The following is a 17,304-nucleotide window of genomic DNA, read 5'->3' as shown; positions in this document are numbered from 1 at the left end:
AGAGGAGGGAAGAAGGATGAGCCATACATATCAATTGCAGAAATACTGGGAAAAGGTGATGGATCAGCTGATTGATCAAGACCAAGAGGTGTGGTTGAAAAACAAAGTGAATGGTATTCAAAACAGAGGCCAACACTTACAACGGATCACTTTCCATTTGAAACCATACCATAGGTTCGCATATGAAAATCACACCATCCTGCAATATTTTTTGACACTCTCCATATTAGTAAAGGACGGACGGTCCAATTTCTTAGAAGAGGGGCTGTACGTTGGAGAAGTTCATTTTATAGGGCAAGAGATATCCGATAATAAAGTCAAGACGGAACAAGGGGGAAGGGCAGATAAACAACTTTCCTTTGATTTTATCGACAAAGAGGAAAGAGAACACGTGCGTTTCACTTATAACAGAAGAGAAGCGGTAAGGTATGCTGATCGCTGGTGGGATAGCTATAATCCATCATACCGGCATTTTGATGTGGACTGTACCAATTATGTATCTCAATGTTTACGAGCAGGAGGAGCGCCGACTTGGGGGGCTCCTAACCGAGGCAGAGGCTGGTGGTATGGAAACGGGACATGGAGCTACAGCTGGAGTGTCGCTCATGCTCTCAGGTGGTATTTTGGAGGGGCAAGGCAGGGGCTGACTGCCACGGAAGTATCTTCAGCAGATCAGCTTTCACCAGGTGATGTAATTTGTTATGATTTTGAAGGGAACGGGCGTTTTGATCACAATACATTCGTTGTGAAAAAAGATGGCAATGGAATGCCTCTGGTGAATGCCCACACATCAAACAGCCGCCACCGGTATTGGGATTATGAAGACTCGACAGCCTATACGTCTGACATTCAATACAAATTTTATAGAATCGATGGTTGAAGGATGATATAATATCTTAGTTGACTAAGATTAGACTGAGGTGAAACATATGCCGAATCACATTGTACTCTTTCAACCCGAAATTCCCGCGAATACTGGAAATATCGCTCGTACATGTTTAGCTACGAACTCAGAACTTCATCTCATTCGTCCGCTTGGATTCTCCACAGATGATAAGATGCTTCGACGAGCAGGGTTGGATTATTGGCATCAAGTAAATGTCCATTATTATGATTCCATCCACCAACTATATGAGACGTACCCAGACGGTGAATTTTATTATATTGAAAACTTCGGTACGAAGTCTTACGCGGATTTTGACTTTGGTGACTCGGACAAAGATTTGATGTTCGTCTTTGGACGAGAAAGTGACGGAATTCCCACGGAGTTGTTAGAAGGCCTTGAAGATCGATGTTTACGCGTGCCGATGACAAATCATGTGCGTTCTTTGAACTTGGCCAACACGGTTTCGATTATCTTGTTCGATGCTCTGAAGCAGCAAGGATTCCCGAATTTGATCAAATGATGGTTCATTTTGAAGCGGCTCCCTTATGGAGTCGTTTTTCTGTCATTCAGGAAAATCAGGAATCGAAGTCTGTAGATTTCTTAACTGCGTCCATATGAAGGTTTTGTGCCCCTCTAGAGGTATTGGTTCCACACGATATGAAGAATTCAGACTAACATACTTGAATATACAAAAAAACGCACCTGATAAGGGTGCGTTTTTCATGAATTTATTTTCTGGGTTTACCGGCTTTAGTATCGTATCCTGCGGCGAAAATAGCTGTCAGAAATGCGACACAGACAAGAATGATCAATGTTAGATTCATGTATGGTCCTCCTTTTAATAGCCAGACAAGCATTACTAACGAATATTATAACTCATTTCAATAAAGATGTGAATTGTTTGTCCAGCTAAATTTATCCTGTGTTGGATGACAGATGCCTATACGTTGTACCGGGCGATTACATAGAGTGAAGGGTAGGTGAATAACCAAGGATGGATTGGAGGAGTATGAATGAATCAATACCCATATTATTACCCGTATGACGTTGAGGAAGATTTTCGTAATGAAGATGAACGATTCTTCTTTTTCGGACCGTTCGCGGGCGGGCTGCTCGGTGGCTTCTTAGGTGGTGCTCTTGCTCCTGGCCTTTATGGCGGGTTTGGTGGTGGAGGCTACGGTGGCGGAGGCTATGGATATCCACCTCCCTATTATAATCGACCTCCTTATTATGGCGGGTATTACGGACGTCCCCCGTATGGCGGGTTCTGGTAAAAAATATCGCCCCTCATCGAGGGGCGATATTAATGATTAAAAGTTGGTCTTATCTAATTCTTTCCCTTGAGATTCATAACCTTCCATATATTTAATGCGGCGCTGAGCGGATGTATTATTGACCTGCTCATCAGCGTGATAAGAAGAACGCACCATCGGACCTGCTTCACAGTGCCTGAACCCTTTCTCAAGCGCTATTTGCTTTAACTCTTCAAACTCATCAGGATGATAATACCGTTCAACATTCAAATGCTTTTTCGTTGGCTGCAAATACTGACCAATAGTCATGATGTCGACATTGTGAGCGAGAAGGTCGTCCATAGCTTCCACGATTTCTTCTTTGGTTTCTCCAAGCCCGACCATAATGCTGGATTTTGTAGGTGTATCAGGACGGATTTCTTTGACTCGGCGTAGCAGTTCAAGAGATCGATCATACATAGCACGCGCGCGAACCTTTTTTGTTAAGCGACGAACAGTTTCGATGTTGTGATTGAAAATATCAGGTTCTCCACCCATAAGTGTGTGCAGGCTGTCGTAATCGCCTTTCATGTCTGAAGGTAAAATTTCCACCGTGCAGCCAGGGACTCGACGGCGGATTGCTTTAACAGTCTCACCGAAAACTGCAGCGCCCCCATCTTCCAGGTCATCGCGGGCTACTGCTGTAACAACAACGTGCTTCAATCCCATAATTTCAACAGATTCTGCCACACGCTCTGGTTCGCCCCAATCGAGCTCGTTTGGAAGACCAGTTTTGACCGCGCAGAAACGGCAGCCACGTGTACACGTATCTCCTAGAATCATGAAGGTAGCTGTTTTCCTCTCACTCCAGCATTCATGGATATTCGGGCAGCGTGCCTCTTCACATACCGTATTCAATTTCTTTTCGCGCATCAGTTTCTTTAGTCCGGTATAAGATTTGTTCGTGTTGATTTTGATTTTCAGCCATTCTGGTTTTCTTATGTAGTCTTGATTTTTGCCCAACGCTCTCCACTCCTTTATTTAACGGGAATAATTCCAATCATCTGTTTCATAGCGTTCTTCTGCAATCTGTTTAACTTCCTGCCATTGTTCCTCTGAGAGTTCAAAAGGTTCTAAATGTATATTCAAACCCTTCTCAAAACCATCTTTAAAAGCTGCTTTCGTTTCATCAAAACCAACTGTTTCTTCACGTATTTGATTGATGGCAACAGCTTTGTCTCCAAATGCTTTTCTTGCTCTTTCTTTAATACGTTCATTCTTATAAATGAACATGTCGAAAAGTTTCATGTCATCTACATCAATAGGAATAGAACCATGTTGCAAAATGACACCTTTCTTACGTGTTTGAGCACTTCCTGCTGCTTTCTTTCCATCGACAATCAGCTCATACCATGATGGTTCTTCAAAGCAGACGGCAGAACCAGCGACGTCCAACTTACCATCAGGTATAGCAAAATCAGCCTGAATGCCTAAGTTTGTAAATCCTTTCAGCAGCCCTTTTGAGAGGACCAGGTAAGCTTCTTTAACGGAAGCTGGCATGTCCTTGTGATCTTCTGAAACAATAACACTATATGTGAGTTCGTTGTCATGTAGGACAGCCCTGCCCCCTGTTTGACGACGAACCAGTTTGTAACCATGCTTCTGAACACCTTCAAGGTCGATTTTGCCTTTGACTTTTTGAAAATAGCCAACGGACAGGCCGGCTGGCTTCCATCCATAAAAGCGGATGACAGGGGGAATCTTCCCTTGGCGGTGCCAATTCATCAATGCTTCATCCAATGCCATATTGATAGCAGGAGTACAGTGACCAGAGTCGACAAAGTACCATGTATCCATTTGCAATCCTTCTTTCTGTCGTGTAGCACTTTATCCAGTTAAAATATTCACAACAATTCTAACAATGCTGCAGAGTGGTGTCAAAATTTGCAAAGGGAGAAAAAAGGCTGTAATCATAGTTCTGAATAGGCCATCATACTTATGGGAGGACGGTTAACTTTACATACATTAACTAAAGGATGTTCTATAATGGGAGAAGGAGGGATGAATCGTGAGTCAAACGTTGATATCAAGCATGCTTTTTTTAATCAGTGCAGCCATATGGGCCCTATTAGCTATTTTTTACGACGATTTCCGTTGGTTGAATATATTCTTATTTATCACCTTTTTAGTGATGGGGTTGTCTAAACGGCATCGTCATAACCAAGAGAAAGATTATGGAGAGGACTGACTTTATGGAGCAGTCCTTTTTTTGTGTCAATTTATTGCCTGCAGTCACATAGGCTTAAGTGTATGGGGCATCTTCCTTGTGTCTTTTAAGCAAATGGCACATAGTCCGCATCAAAGAAATTCAATATTTCTAATTCAGAGTTTGTCTTTGTCTGTTATTTGGTCGAGCTGTATTACCGAATCGTTTGAGAACATAAGACAAAATTCATTTATGGGGGAGGATCTCCAGGGTGTTACCGTATTTCGTTTCATGAGGCAGCGGCTAGTCCCTCGAGGTCATAATTCAACCGTCTCTGTGGAGAAAGGCGCTCTACAGTGCCGTTTGTCTTATGCTTGTCGGGTCTACCAGGCCGCTTCCACATTTCTTGGATGTTGTCCAGCTCTGCCACCCAGACATTCGAGTCATAAGTCAATCTTTTACGTGGAGAAAGAACCTCCGCTACAAGTCTTGTCTTATGCTTGTCATGTCTACCAGGGTGGCTCCGCATTTCGTATCATGATCCAGTTGCAGCGGCTAGTCCCTCGAGGTCATAAGTCAACCGTCTCTGTGGAGAAAGGCGCCCCACAGTGCCGTTTGTCTTATGCTTGTCGGGTCTACCAAGCCGCTTCCACATTTCTTGTGAGGTGTCCAGCTCTGCCACCCAGACATTCGAGTCATAAGTCAATCCTTTACGTGGAGAAAGAACCTCCACTACAAGGCTTGTCTTATGCTTGTCATGTCTACCAGGGTGGCTCCGCATTTCTTTATTACACATGTTTTTCTGTAGCCAGGCATAGGATATATTAAAATTCGTCTCTTACGACGGGGGAGGTCGCGAAGTGGACATTTTAAAAAAAATACAAGACCACCGGGAACATGAAGAGGAACTTAAGTGGGAAGGTACATTCTCAGAGTATCTGGATTTACTAAAGGAGCGCCCTCATTTAGCTCAATCCGCCCATTCCCGCGTTTACAATATGATTAAAAGTGCGGGAGTTGTAGAGGAGCACGACCATAAACGCTACAAGTTTTTTGATGAAGATATCTACGGTCTTGATGAGGCGATGGAAAAGCTTGTGGAGGAATACTTTCACCCTGCAGCCAGAAGGCTTGATGTCAGGAAAAGAATTCTATTATTGATGGGCCCTGTAAGTGGTGGTAAATCGACGCTCGTCAATTTACTGAAGCGGGGAATGGAGAAGTACACTCACACAGACGAAGGTGCGGTTTTTGCAATTAAAGGATGCCCGATGCATGAAGATCCTCTGCACTTAGTCCCAAGTCACTTACGAAAAGAATTTCAGGAAGAGTATGGCATCCGAATCGAAGGCAGTTTGTCACCTTTGAATACGATGAGAGTTGAAACGGAATATGGAGGAAGAATCGAGGATGTATTAGTCGAACGAGTCTTTTTCTCAGAAGATAAGCGTACAGGCATTGGTACCTTCAGTCCTTCTGATCCGAAATCACAGGATATTGCAGATTTGACGGGGTCGATCGACTTTTCGACGATTGCCCAGTATGGTTCAGAATCAGATCCACGTGCTTATCGATTTGATGGAGAATTGAACAAAGCTAACCGCGGAATCATGGAATTCCAGGAAATGCTGAAATGTGATGAGAAATTCTTATGGCATTTGCTGAGTCTGACTCAAGAAGGAAACTTTAAAGCGGGACGTTTCGCTTTGATATCAGCCGATGAGTTAATTGTGGCACACACCAACGAAGCTGAGTATCGTTCTTTTATTGCCAATAAGAAGAACGAAGCTCTTCATTCGCGGATGATTGTTATGCCGGTACCTTATAATTTAAGAGTCAGCCAGGAAGAGCGCATTTATGAGAAGATGATTCGTGAAAGTGATATAAAGGATGTTCATATTGCTCCACACACTTTACGCGTAGCAGCCATGTTCACCATTTTGACCCGTTTGAAAGACTCGAAGAAAGCTTCTATTGATGTACTGAAGAAAATGCGTCTGTATGATGGCGAAATTTTGGAAGGTTTCAGCGATGTGGATGTTGAGGAACTGAAGAAAGAACATTCTGATGAAGGAATGAGCGGAATTGACCCACGGTACGTCATCAACCGTATTTCATCTACTATTATTAAAAAAGAATTGACGTCGATCAATGCCCTGGATGTATTACGGTCCTTGAAAGATGGGCTGGGCAGCCACGCTTCAATATCAAATGATGATAAAGAAAGGTACTTAGATTTTATCTCCTTAGCGAGAAAAGAATACGATGAAATTGCTAAGAAGGAAGTACAAAAAGCTTTTGTCTATTCGTATGAAGAGTCTGCTGTAACTTTGATGAACAACTATTTAGACAATGTTGAAGCCTATTGTAATAAGGCAAAATTGCGAGATCCACTCACAGGTGAAGAGTTGAATCCGGATGAACGTCTGATGCGTTCAATCGAAGAACAAATCGGTGTGTCAGAGAATGCGAAGAAAGCCTTCCGTGAAGAAATATTAATCCGTATATCCGCATACGCCCGTAAAGGCAAGAAGTTCGATTACCAATCACATGAGCGTTTGCGTGAAGCGATTCAGAAGAAACTTTTCGCTGACTTGAAAGATGTTGTTAAGATCACGACCTCCACGAAGACTCCTGATGAACAGCAGTTGAAGAAAGTCAATGAGGTTGTGGCCACACTTGTTGATGAGCATGGATATAATTCCAGTTCTGCAAATGAGTTGCTGAAATATGTAGGAAGTCTATTGAATCGATAATAATTTCCACAAAGGAACCGCTCTCTTATCTTCCATAAGAGAGCGGTTCCTTGTGTTGTTATAATGACAAATTTCAGATTGCATGTAACAGCCAGTTTCGACTTGTATATAAGCCCAAAACAGCATCATTATCTTCCTAAGAAAGTAATTCAGGAAATGAACGTTTTGTTTTTCTAGGAACAGGGAACTAGATTGATTAGGTAGTATCTCTTTAAACAAGTTTGGAGATACTAGTTACAAAGCGGTGTTCTGGAATTTTTCAACAACATTTCAATCACTTGTCTATAGTGCTTGTTAGTTATTCTCAATGACTTCAACCTTATCCGGAAAATAATATTCAAGTTCAGAACCACAAACAAAATGGACGAATCATTGAAAAAATGAATTCCCGTCTTATTAAAATTTGATTATGAAGCTTTACGAAGCCTCTCAAACTTAAGTACAGGCCAACTTGATTACATGGGCTGGTTAGTTTAATGCCTCCCGGTGTCAACGGCGTAAGCGGGAATGTCCGGCTATTCATAATCTGTTGGCGCTTCATGGAATATAGTTTTATCACTTACACCATAACGGTGCTTCTCGGGTGTTTTTGTCCTCTGCAGATAAAATGACACGTAAGATGGTCGAGCTACCAGAGCTTCTGTTTCCCAATACATGAGCCAGCATTCAATGCCGGCTCTGCAAGGTTCTGTCTGTTAAGCTGAGCGAACATGCCAAAGCCGTGATGCAATTAAATGGCGATTGACAGTAGGCTCCGAACAGACAAGAATGCGGGATGGGTCAGCTTTTTATTGAAGACCTATGACATGGTCGATCGTGTTTTGGAAGATGAAGAGGGACAACTTTATATCACTTTAATGGTAAAAAGTGAAAAAGACGTACCCGATGGTGCGTCTTTCTTGTTATAATGAAATTGATGTAATTTGAAAAAATAAACGAAATTTGTTGAATACGTGAGCAATTCAATTCTATAATAGTACATGGACTTGGAAACGTTTTCGAATAAACAACAGGCCAACAACTACTTGGGGGTATTATACGTGTCTAAACAAGGCTCCACTCAAAACTTTTGGGAAATTTTCCATGGCCCCAACATGGGGTACATTGAAGAGCAATTTGAACAATATGAAAACGATCCTAGTGCTGTCGATCCTTCACTTAAGGAAATTTTCGATGAGCACGGGGCTCCAGATTGGATGGAAGGCGGAACAGCTCTGGAAGCTAATGGAGTTGCTGCACCTTCTAAAGGAGACGTCGTTAAGATCACCTCAGCACTGAAACTTGTTGAGGCTATTCGTCGTCACGGCCATTTACAGGCAAATATTTATGCTGTAGGCAGTGATGAACGACCTAAGACGAACCTGCTTGACTTAGAAACTTATGGACTACAAGAAAAGGACTTAGAAGAGATGCCAGCTGAATGGGTGTGGCCTGAATCACCATTGAAACTGGACAATGCTCTTCAAGTAGTCAACACATTGAAAGAAAAATACGCCGGTACCATCTCTTTTGAATTCGGTCATGTGAACAATGAAGATGAAAGAGAATGGTTGCAGGAGAAAGTGGATACTGATTCCTATAAGGTGTCGCTTGAAAACGATGAAAAGAAACAGCTGCTCTACCGTCTTGCAGAAGTTGAAGGTTTTGAAAACTTCTTAGCTAAGACCTTTGTAGCGCAAAAGCGTTTTTCCATTGAAGGATTGGATGTCATGGTACCTATGCTTGACCATATTATCCAGTCAGCCTCAGGGGACAGAATCAAAAATATCATGATGGGTATGGCTCACCGTGGACGCTTGAATGTACTTGCACATATCCTTGGAAAGCCATATGACCGCATATTTTCTGAATTCCACCACTCACCAGACAAAGAATTGGTTCCGTCTGAAGGTTCCACGGGAATCAATTATGGCTGGACAGGGGATGTGAAGTATCATTTCGGAGCAAGACGTGAAATTGAAAACGGAGAACAGTCAGCCACCCGGGTTACGATGAGTCATAACCCTTCCCACTTAGAGTATGTGAATCCTGTGGTTGAAGGTTTCACACGAGCAGCACAGGATGATCGTACTGAAGCGGGTTACGCGAAGATGGACGATGATGAAGCGTTCGGTCTGCTTATTCATGGGGACGCAGCCTTCATCGGTGAAGGCGTAGTAGCTGAAACCTTGAATATGAGTGATCTTCCTGGTTACCGTACGGGAGGTACTGTTCACATTATCGCTAATAACCTTGTCGGGTTTACGACCAACCGAAAAGATGGACGATCGACCCGTTATGCCAGTGACTTAGCGAAAGGGTTTGAAATTCCAATTGTGCATGTCAATGCTGATGACCCAATTGCATGTCTATCGGCAATGGCATTCGCATATGAGTATCGTCAAAAATTCCATAAAGACTTCCTAATCGATCTCGTCGGCTATCGCCGATTCGGCCATAATGAAATGGATGAGCCAAGATCGACTCAACCGCGATTATATAAAGAAATTGATGAACACGGTACTGCGGCTGCTGTTTTTGAGAAGCAGTTACAGGAAGATTCCGTCGTTAGTGACGGTACATTGGAAGAAATGAAAGAAGAGATTGAGAACAAACTTAAAGATGTCTATAACAATATGGATGAGCACGAAACAGAAGCACCGGATGTTAAAGATCGACCAAGCGGTGTTGAACAGGACTTAGATGAATTAGAAACAGCAGTTGATTTAGAGCGTCTTCGCAGTTTGAACGAAGGGATGTTAAAACGCCCTGAAGGGTTCAACGGTTTTAAGAAACTTGAAAAAATCCTCAAGCGCCGCGGGAAAATGCTTGATGACGGGGAAAAAGTCGACTGGGCGACTGCCGAAGCCCTGGCTTTCGCATCGATCTTAGAAGATGGTAAACCAATCCGCATTACTGGGCAGGATACGGAACGAGGAACATTCGCTCACCGCCACATGGTTCTCCATGATGTGGAAACAGGTGAAACATATTGTCCACTTCACGGATTAGAGCAGGCCAAAGCTTCTTTCGATATCCATAATAGCCCACTTTCTGAAGCGGGGGTCATCGGATTTGAATATGGTTACAGTGTCCAGGCACCTGAATCTCTTGTGATTTGGGAAGCGCAGTTTGGTGACTTTGCGAATGCCGGCCAAGTCATCTTTGATCAATTCATCTCAGCTGGACGGGCGAAATGGGACGAGAAGTCCAATATGGTGTTCTTATTGCCGCACGGATACGAGGGGCAGGGTCCGGAACACTCTAGTGCCCGACTGGAACGATTCTTGCAGTTGGCAGCTGAAAATAACTGGACGGTTGCAAATGTCACATCATCTGCACAATATTTCCATTTATTGAGAAGGCAGGCTGCCATTAGTAATCAGGAAGAAGCGCGCCCACTCGTCTTAATGACACCTAAGAGCCTATTGCGTAATCAACGTATAGCTGTGGAAGGACAGGAGTTCAGTGAAGGACATTTCCAGTCCATTATGAAGCAGCCGGGATTGTCTGAAGATAAGGACAAAGATAAGGTAACCAGTTTACTTTTAGGAAGTGGAAAAATCATGGTGGAAATCGAGGATAAAGTTGAAAACTCCGATCAAGCATTTGAAACCATTGATGCTGTGCGGGTTGAACAAATTTATCCATTCCCTGAAAAGCATTTAAAAGAGATTCTTGAATCTTATCCGAATCTAGAAGAGTTGGTATGGGTCCAGGAAGAACCACAGAACATGGGAAGCTGGTACTTCGTTGAAGGAATTCTTCACAAATTATTGAAAGAGGGCCAAATCCACCGCTATGTAGGACGCCCTCATCGTGCATCACCTTCAGTCGGAGAACCGAACATTCATAAAACAGAGCAGAATCGAATCATTCATGAAGCGCTACAGATGTCTAAAGGAGGAAAATCAAATGAAGGAAATTAAAGTTCCTGAATTAGCTGAATCCATAACAGAAGGTACAATTGCAGAGTGGCTTGTTAAAAAAGGGGATCAAGTGGAAAAAGGCGACCCAATCCTCGAGCTTGAAACGGACAAAGTAAACGTAGAAGTGAATGCTGATGCAAGTGGTGTCATCGCTGAACTCTTGAAAGATGAAGGCGATGATGTGGAAGTAGGAGACGTGATCGCCAAAGTTGACGAGAACGGCGAAGCAAGCGGCTCCGAAGATTCTTCAGGTGATGAAGGATCTGAAGAAGAAGAAAAAGAGGAAGAACAAGCTTCCAAATCTGAACAAAAAGAAGAAAATAAAGAAGAGAAAGAAGAAGAAAAACCAGCATCTTCCTCCGATGATGATAAAAAAGGCTCTTCTAATAAAGAAGTTATCGCTACACCGGCTGCTCGTAAGCGCGCGAGAGAACTGGGCATTGACCTGAGCGAAATTTCCGCTAGAGATCCACTTGGTCGCATCCGTCCTGAAGATGTCGATGAAGCTGCTAAAGGTGGAAGTGAAAAAGAAGAGCAGAAAGCTTCTTCCTCTAATGAAAAACCGAAAAAAGAGAAGAAGAAAGAACAAGATTCCCAAAAGACGGAATTTGATAAGCCGGTGGAGCGCATAAAAATGTCCCGTCGTCGTCAAACAATTGCTAAACGTTTGGTGGAAGTGCAGCAAGAGTCTGCGATGTTGACGACTTTTAATGAAGTAGATATGACCAATGTCATGCAGCTGCGCAGTGAGCGTAAAGAATCCTTCCTTAAGAAACATGATATTAAACTAGGGTTCATGTCATTCTTCACTAAGGCAGTTGTCGGAGCTTTGAAAGAGTTCCCTCTGCTCAATGCAGAAATCCAAGGCAATGAAATAGTCCAGAAGAAATTCTATGATATCGGTATGGCGGTTTCAACCGATGAAGGACTCGTAGTACCTGTTGTGCGTGATGCAGACCGTTTGGATTTCGCAGGCATTGAAAAAGGAATCGCAGACGTAGCTACGAAAGCTCGTAACAAAGAATTGCAATTAGGTGACTTACAGGGTGGTTCCTTCACCATTACAAACGGCGGTATTTTCGGTTCAATGCTTTCTACACCGATATTAAATTCTCCACAGGTCGGAATACTCGGGTTGCATAATATTGAAAAACGCGCCAAAGTCATGCCTGATGATACGATTCAAGCGCGCCCGATGATGTACATTGCTCTTTCTTATGACCACAGAATCGTAGATGGGAAAGAAGCAGTACAATTCTTGCGCCGTATTAAAGAAATGATTGAAGATCCGTACGATCTATTGCTTGAAGGCTGATCAACTAACAAACCCCTCAACAGTTTCTCTACTGTTGAGGGGTTTTTTTATTAATTAAACTAATCCCATTAAAGCTCCCGATAGGGTAAGACTCAGTTTCGAGGCTTTATATGAGGTTATGGTTGGCTGGGAAACGGCTCGCTTTCCTGCGGGGATGACGGCAAGCCACCTCGAGCTAAATGCTCTGTGGGGTCTTGCCAGCCAATCCATTCCCGCGGGAGTCTCGCTGTTTCCCAGCCAATCATACGATTAGGAAGACTCTCGAAACTACATCTCAAGGGGAGCATTCATGGAGGAAACCCTGTAATTAACTTAAGCTGTTTGAGTCTAACTCAAGTATGCCAGCATTTTTCTGAACGAATTTCGAGAAAAACATATAGCAAGGGTGCGGGGAATGCTTGCGCAGCACTCCTTCTGGAAAAGACGGATGAGAGCGATTTTCTTTTATAAATTAATGAAAATCACTCTTTTTAGATAGTCCACTGTTGTTTCCACGATGAGCGTTCGGTGGTGACGCCTGCGGGAACAGCGCGAGCCGAAGATCCACTTGGTCAAGTGATCTTCTTGACCAAGTTAGCTGAGGCCGTGCCCGCGGCAAGCATCCACCGATAAGCGATTCGTGAGAAGCAACAACAAACTTGAACAACTCCTCTAGGTGGAAAAGGGTTTTTCAGTAGCTCCGAGAGATTCCGCGGAGGCTCAACGCGCTCCCGCGGAAAGCGAAGCATTCCCCGCCGCCCTATCCTCTCACAAAATGTCTCGAAATTGAGTCTTCAACAATCTGCCAGTTTGCTGAATAAGTGAAAGGGAGGTGTGAAAAGGGAACGGAAGCTATTACTTTTTCCTCGAAAAATAGAATGATCAATAGGCGAAAAACACAAATAATCCATACATATTTCAATAAGTTTCATCCCTTTACGTGGACCTGCATACGATAGAGTAATACTCGATTAGGAGGGGGAAAAACATGGATGAAGAGAAGAGTTTCGTAATCGCCGAAGACGACTGGTCCCTCCATCGGAAAGGCTATGACGATCAGCGGCGACATCAAGAAAAAGTGAAAGATGCAATGAGTAAACAGTTACCTGACCTCATTACAGAAGAGAATATTGTGATGTCGAATGGAAAGCGTGTCGTTAAAATTCCTATACGTTCACTTGATGAATATAAGATTCGTTATAATCACGAGAAGAATAAACATGCAGGACAAGGAGAAGGGGATAGTGAAATCGGAGATGTTGTTGCTCAAGCACCGCAATCGAAGGGTAAGCCTGGAGATGGAGACGGGGCTGGCGATCAGGCTGGGGAAGATTATTATGAAGCAGAGATTTCTTTAGCAGAGTTAGAAGCAGCCTTATTCAAAGAGCTCACTTTACCGAACCTTGATGAAAAAGAAAAGGATAACATCATTCACACAGATATTGAGTTCAGTGATATCCGCAAAACAGGACTAACAGGCAATATCGATAAAAAGAGGACCATGCTTGAAGCTTATAAAAGAAATGCCCTCGGTGGTGAAGCTTCCTTTGCACCAATATTCCCTGAAGATATCCGTTACAAGACATGGAACGAAAAGACGAAGCCAGAATCCAAAGCTGTCGTTATCGCAATGATGGATACAAGTGGCAGTATGGGGCAGTGGGAAAAATATATGGCAAGAAGTTTCTTCTTTTGGATGAACCGTTTCTTAAATAAGAATTATGAAACAGTAGAGATAGAATTCATTGCCCACCATACGCAGGCGAAAGTCGTCAATGAAGATGATTTCTTTTCTAAAGGAGAAAGTGGTGGAACGATTTGCTCATCTGCTTACCGTAAAGCTCTAGAATTGATTGAGACCAAATATTCTCCAGAACGCTATAACATTTATCCATTTCACTTCTCAGATGGAGATAACTTAACCTCAGATAATAAACGATGTATGGGGCTGATTGAGCAGCTTATTGAAGTCTCACAGATGTTCGGATATGGAGAGGTGAATCAGTACAACCGTTCCTCCAGTTTGATGCAAGCATATAAGTCAATCGATCATCCAAAGTTCAGACATTATATTTTACGGAGAAAAGCCGATGTCTTCCACGCTATGAAACAATTCTTCAGCGAGCAGGAAGAAGAGATTTTCAGCTGATCAATACTTCAGGCCAAGTGACATTATGTTACTTGGCTTTTTTCGTTTGGGTGGAATGTTGAAGGACCGATTCTGATACATTGCCTTAGAAGGTTTGCCAGTTCCCACCCTCAGGAAAGCGAGTCGTTTCCCGGACAATCCAACTTCAAACCCAAAGTGTTTAAAGGAGCGTCTTCTGGAGATGAGAGATTTAAGGGGATAGCATGAAGCTTTTTAATTACACGTGACCTCTCCTTCCTTGTTATAATAAAGGGAAAAGTTCGGGATAAGGGGGTTATTTTTTGATTCAGGAAATCTTACAGTCTAATCAATTCATCATGCTGATGGCTTTGTTGTTGATTATCAGTATAATCGTTACAAAATTCTCCTCGCGTCTTGGAGTCCCCTCACTAGTTCTATTTATCGCGGTCGGTATGATCGTGGGAAGCGATGGTCTCGGATTTATTTATTTTGATAATCCTGAAATCGCTCAATTAGTCGGGGTGATCGCTTTGATTGTCATTCTATTTGAAGGTGGGATGCTGACCAAATGGAAAGATATTCGCCCTGTGATGGTTCCAGCCATTACCTTGGCAACGGCTGGAGTTGTTTTGACCACTATGATTGTAGCTATTGCTGCCAAGTTTATTCTACATATTGGATGGATTGAAGCGATGCTGGTCGGAGCTATCGTCGGTTCGACCGATGCGGCTGCTGTCTTCGCTGTGTTAAAAGGAAAGAATGTTCGGGGCAAGCTTGAAGCGACTTTGGAAGCTGAGTCAGGGACGAACGATCCTATGGCAGTATTTTTGACGATCACTTTCATTCAGCTTCTGACCATTAATGAGATGAATGTCTTTTCATTAATCGGTTCGTTTTTTTGGCAAATGGGAGCGGGGGTGGCTGTAGGAGCAGCCATCGGCTATTTGGCAAGTCAATCATTGAATCGCATCAATTTGGATTCTAGTGGTCTTTATCCATTGTTTGCCCTGGGATTTGCTTTCTTGTCTTACAGCTCAAGTTCCCTTCTTCAAGCTAGTGGTCTGCTTGCTGTCTATGTAACGGCGGTATTTATCGGAAATGCTGAACTTGCTTACCGTTATTCAATCCTCAGATTCCACGAAGGTTTCGGTTGGATGGCGCAGATTCTGATGTTCATCATCCTGGGGTTGTTCGTTTCACCTGTCGAAGTATTCACATGGCCAGTGATGTTTGATGGATTGCTGATTGCCTTAGTCCTTATTTTCATAGCACGCCCTATAGCTACTTACGTGAGTTTGGTCGGTTTTTCATTCAATATTAAGGAAAAGATGTTTTTGTCCTGGGCTGGCCTGCGTGGGGCGGTTCCTATCGTATTGGCGATTTTCCCGATGCTGGCGGGGTTAGAAAACAGTCCGCTCATTTTCAATGTCGTATTCTTTACTGTCTTGACTTCAGCTCTTGTCCAAGGGGCATCGATTACTTGGATGGCAGAACGTTTCAAGCTCGTTTCTGATAAGGTGGGTAATCCAATTCATTCCCTTGAACTGATATCGATCGGAAAAGCAAATGTGGAGATGATTGAGTTTGATGTTATTGAACAGAATGTAGTGGTGGGCCAGAAACTGGAGAATATGGAGCTTCCTGACCGTGCTTTGATCAATGCGATCATTAGAGATGGGGACGTCATCACCCCTTATGGTCAAACCGAAATAAAAGCGGGAGATACTTTGTATATTCTAGTCGCCAGGAAAAATAAGAAAGAAGTCAGGAAGTTACTAGAAGCTGTGAGGGAAGAAAAAAATGAACACGAAAAAAGCCGAGCTTAAGGCAGCTCGGCTTTTCTCGTAGCAGCTATGATATTTTGGGCGTTTCCTTATGATATGAAGAATACACTCTTAATTATAGGTAATGAAAGCTGGTTTGTAAACCTTTTCTCAAAAAAACATGAAAAATTTACTAGATGTTGATAAGAATCGCAGGAAGAATTGTTATGTCGACAATCTTCCTATACAATAAGAATCACACTAAGGAGGAATGTACGGTGACTAAGCGTATTGGTTTCATTGGTTGTGGCCAGATGGGGCAAGCGATGATTCAAGGCATGATCGACGCTGGCGTTGTCAAAGCGGAGGATATCGCTGCAACGGCCTTATCAGATGAAACGATTGATTTTGTAACAGATGAATATGGTATACAAATTGCCAATGATAATAAACGGTTGGCCAGGGAAAGTGATTTATTGTTCCTGGCAGTTAAACCTTATGTTTACCAGGGGATCATCCTGGAAATTCGCGACGAGGTTCCTGAAGAGACTGTTGTCGTGACAATAGCGGCTGGCATTACCCTGGATGCAATGAAAGAAGCATTCGGCAGAAATGTGAAGGTCATTCGATCGATGCCGAATACACCTTCGCTGGTTGGTGCTGGTATGAGCGTCCTTTGTCCGAATGACTTTGTCACTGAAGAAGAATTGGCGGATGTAATGGAAGTCTTTGAAAGCTTCGGGCAAGCTGAAATCGTAGAAGAAAAATTGATGGACGCTGTTCCAGCCGTCAGCGGCTCTTCGCCGGCATTTGTATATATGTTCATCGAAGCGATGGCTGATGCTGCAGTCCAACAAGGTTTCCCGAGGGATAAAGCTTATAAAATGGTTGCACAGGCCGTGGAAGGTTCGGCGAAAATGGTCCGGGAAACAGGCAGACATCCGGGAGAATTGAAAGATGCTGTATGTACACCTGGAGGAGTGACCATAGCAGGGGTGAACAAGCTGGAAGAAGTGGGCTTGCGGAGTGCGATCATTCAAGGAATGAATGCGTGTACAGACAAGTCCAAGGAGTTATCAGGGAAAAAGTGATGCCGGGCAGTGTTTGTCCGGTTTTCGTTTGCTCCGAGAAGACTCAGTTTAATGAAAC

The 17,304-nt window shown here is 43.2% G+C and carries 13 protein-coding genes; 11 read left to right on the top strand and 2 right to left on the bottom strand.

Translation table 11 applies throughout. From position 1 onward, the window contains the following. Window positions 1-16 precede the first annotated feature (16 nt). The 3 genes from HLI_RS05800 (at window position 17) to HLI_RS05790 (ending at window position 2,160) form a co-directional block, all read left to right on the top strand. Complete coding sequence (locus HLI_RS05800) at window positions 17-880, top strand: amidase domain-containing protein (protein WP_128523866.1); 864 nt, start codon at window positions 17-19, stop codon at window positions 878-880. A 49-nt stretch (window positions 881-929) separates the two neighbouring features. Beyond that, complete coding sequence (gene trmL / locus HLI_RS05795; RefSeq protein ID WP_128523864.1) at window positions 930-1,406, top strand: tRNA (uridine(34)/cytosine(34)/5-carboxymethylaminomethyluridine(34)-2'-O)-methyltransferase TrmL; 477 nt, start codon at window positions 930-932, stop codon at window positions 1,404-1,406. Between the two features lie 493 nt (window positions 1,407-1,899). After that, complete coding sequence (locus tag HLI_RS05790) at window positions 1,900-2,160, top strand: hypothetical protein (RefSeq protein ID WP_128523862.1); 261 nt, start codon at window positions 1,900-1,902, stop codon at window positions 2,158-2,160. Window positions 2,161-2,196: 36 nt separating this feature from the next. Here the strand turns inward: HLI_RS05790 and lipA are convergent, their stop codons facing one another. Further along, complete coding sequence (gene lipA / locus HLI_RS05785) at window positions 2,197-3,141, bottom strand: lipoyl synthase (protein WP_128523861.1); 945 nt, start codon at window positions 3,139-3,141, stop codon at window positions 2,197-2,199. A gap of 18 nt (window positions 3,142-3,159) precedes the next feature. Beyond that, on the bottom strand, window positions 3,160-3,981 hold the full coding sequence (locus HLI_RS05780; protein ID WP_164908500.1) for a lipoate--protein ligase family protein: 822 nt from the start codon (window positions 3,979-3,981) through the stop codon (window positions 3,160-3,162). A gap of 205 nt (window positions 3,982-4,186) precedes the next feature. Between HLI_RS05780 and HLI_RS05775 the strand changes: the two genes are divergently transcribed. From HLI_RS05775 to proC, 8 genes are all read left to right on the top strand, one after another. Next, window positions 4,187-4,366 carry a hypothetical protein gene (locus tag HLI_RS05775; RefSeq protein WP_128523857.1) on the top strand — a complete coding sequence of 60 codons (180 nt, stop codon included), beginning with the start codon at window positions 4,187-4,189 and terminating at the stop codon, window positions 4,364-4,366. Between the two features lie 818 nt (window positions 4,367-5,184). Next, window positions 5,185-7,080: a PrkA family serine protein kinase gene (locus tag HLI_RS05770; protein ID WP_128523856.1), complete on the top strand. Its 1,896-nt coding sequence runs from the start codon at window positions 5,185-5,187 to the stop codon at window positions 7,078-7,080. Between the two features lie 734 nt (window positions 7,081-7,814). Further along, complete coding sequence (locus tag HLI_RS21515) at window positions 7,815-7,988, top strand: hypothetical protein (RefSeq protein ID WP_164908499.1); 174 nt, start codon at window positions 7,815-7,817, stop codon at window positions 7,986-7,988. Between the two features lie 186 nt (window positions 7,989-8,174). Further along, entirely contained in the window at window positions 8,175-10,988 is a 2,814-nt protein-coding gene (locus HLI_RS05765; protein ID WP_241655989.1) for a 2-oxoglutarate dehydrogenase E1 component, read from the top strand. Beyond that, the gene (odhB, locus tag HLI_RS05760; protein ID WP_128523853.1) at window positions 10,975-12,303 is read left to right on the top strand and encodes a 2-oxoglutarate dehydrogenase complex dihydrolipoyllysine-residue succinyltransferase; all 1,329 of its coding nucleotides are present in this window, start codon (window positions 10,975-10,977) and stop codon (window positions 12,301-12,303) included. The genes HLI_RS05765 and odhB overlap by 14 nt, the downstream gene beginning before the upstream one ends. A gap of 967 nt (window positions 12,304-13,270) precedes the next feature. After that, window positions 13,271-14,431 carry a sporulation protein YhbH gene (yhbH, locus tag HLI_RS05755; RefSeq protein WP_128523851.1) on the top strand — a complete coding sequence of 387 codons (1,161 nt, stop codon included), beginning with the start codon at window positions 13,271-13,273 and terminating at the stop codon, window positions 14,429-14,431. Window positions 14,432-14,748: 317 nt separating this feature from the next. Beyond that, window positions 14,749-16,218 carry a potassium/proton antiporter gene (locus tag HLI_RS05750; protein ID WP_241655988.1) on the top strand — a complete coding sequence of 490 codons (1,470 nt, stop codon included), beginning with the start codon at window positions 14,749-14,751 and terminating at the stop codon, window positions 16,216-16,218. A gap of 215 nt (window positions 16,219-16,433) precedes the next feature. Next, on the top strand, window positions 16,434-17,246 hold the full coding sequence (gene proC, locus HLI_RS05745; RefSeq protein WP_128523848.1) for a pyrroline-5-carboxylate reductase: 813 nt from the start codon (window positions 16,434-16,436) through the stop codon (window positions 17,244-17,246). Window positions 17,247-17,304: the final 58 nt, after the last annotated feature.

This window comes from Halobacillus litoralis (assembly GCF_004101865.1).
In the GTDB taxonomy this organism is placed as follows: domain Bacteria; phylum Bacillota; class Bacilli; order Bacillales; family Halobacillaceae; genus Halobacillus; species Halobacillus litoralis_A.
This window is presented reverse-complemented; position numbering and strand designations above follow the sequence as displayed.

Excerpts from the sequence above, each read along its gene's own strand:
- HLI_RS05750 (WP_241655988.1), top strand. The coding sequence starts at position 14,749 with ATGCTGATGGCTTTGTTGTTGATTATCAGTATAATCGTTACAAAATTC.
- HLI_RS05800 (WP_128523866.1), top strand. The coding sequence starts at position 17 with ATGAGCCATACATATCAATTGCAGAAATACTGGGAAAAGGTGATGGAT.
- HLI_RS05790 (WP_128523862.1), top strand. The coding sequence starts at position 1,900 with ATGAATCAATACCCATATTATTACCCGTATGACGTTGAGGAAGATTTT.
- yhbH (WP_128523851.1), top strand. The coding sequence starts at position 13,271 with ATGGATGAAGAGAAGAGTTTCGTAATCGCCGAAGACGACTGGTCCCTC.
- odhB (WP_128523853.1), top strand. The coding sequence starts at position 10,975 with ATGAAGGAAATTAAAGTTCCTGAATTAGCTGAATCCATAACAGAAGGT.
- HLI_RS05765 (WP_241655989.1), top strand. The coding sequence starts at position 8,175 with ATGGGGTACATTGAAGAGCAATTTGAACAATATGAAAACGATCCTAGT.
- HLI_RS21515 (WP_164908499.1), top strand. The coding sequence starts at position 7,815 with ATGGCGATTGACAGTAGGCTCCGAACAGACAAGAATGCGGGATGGGTC.
- trmL (WP_128523864.1), top strand. The coding sequence starts at position 930 with ATGCCGAATCACATTGTACTCTTTCAACCCGAAATTCCCGCGAATACT.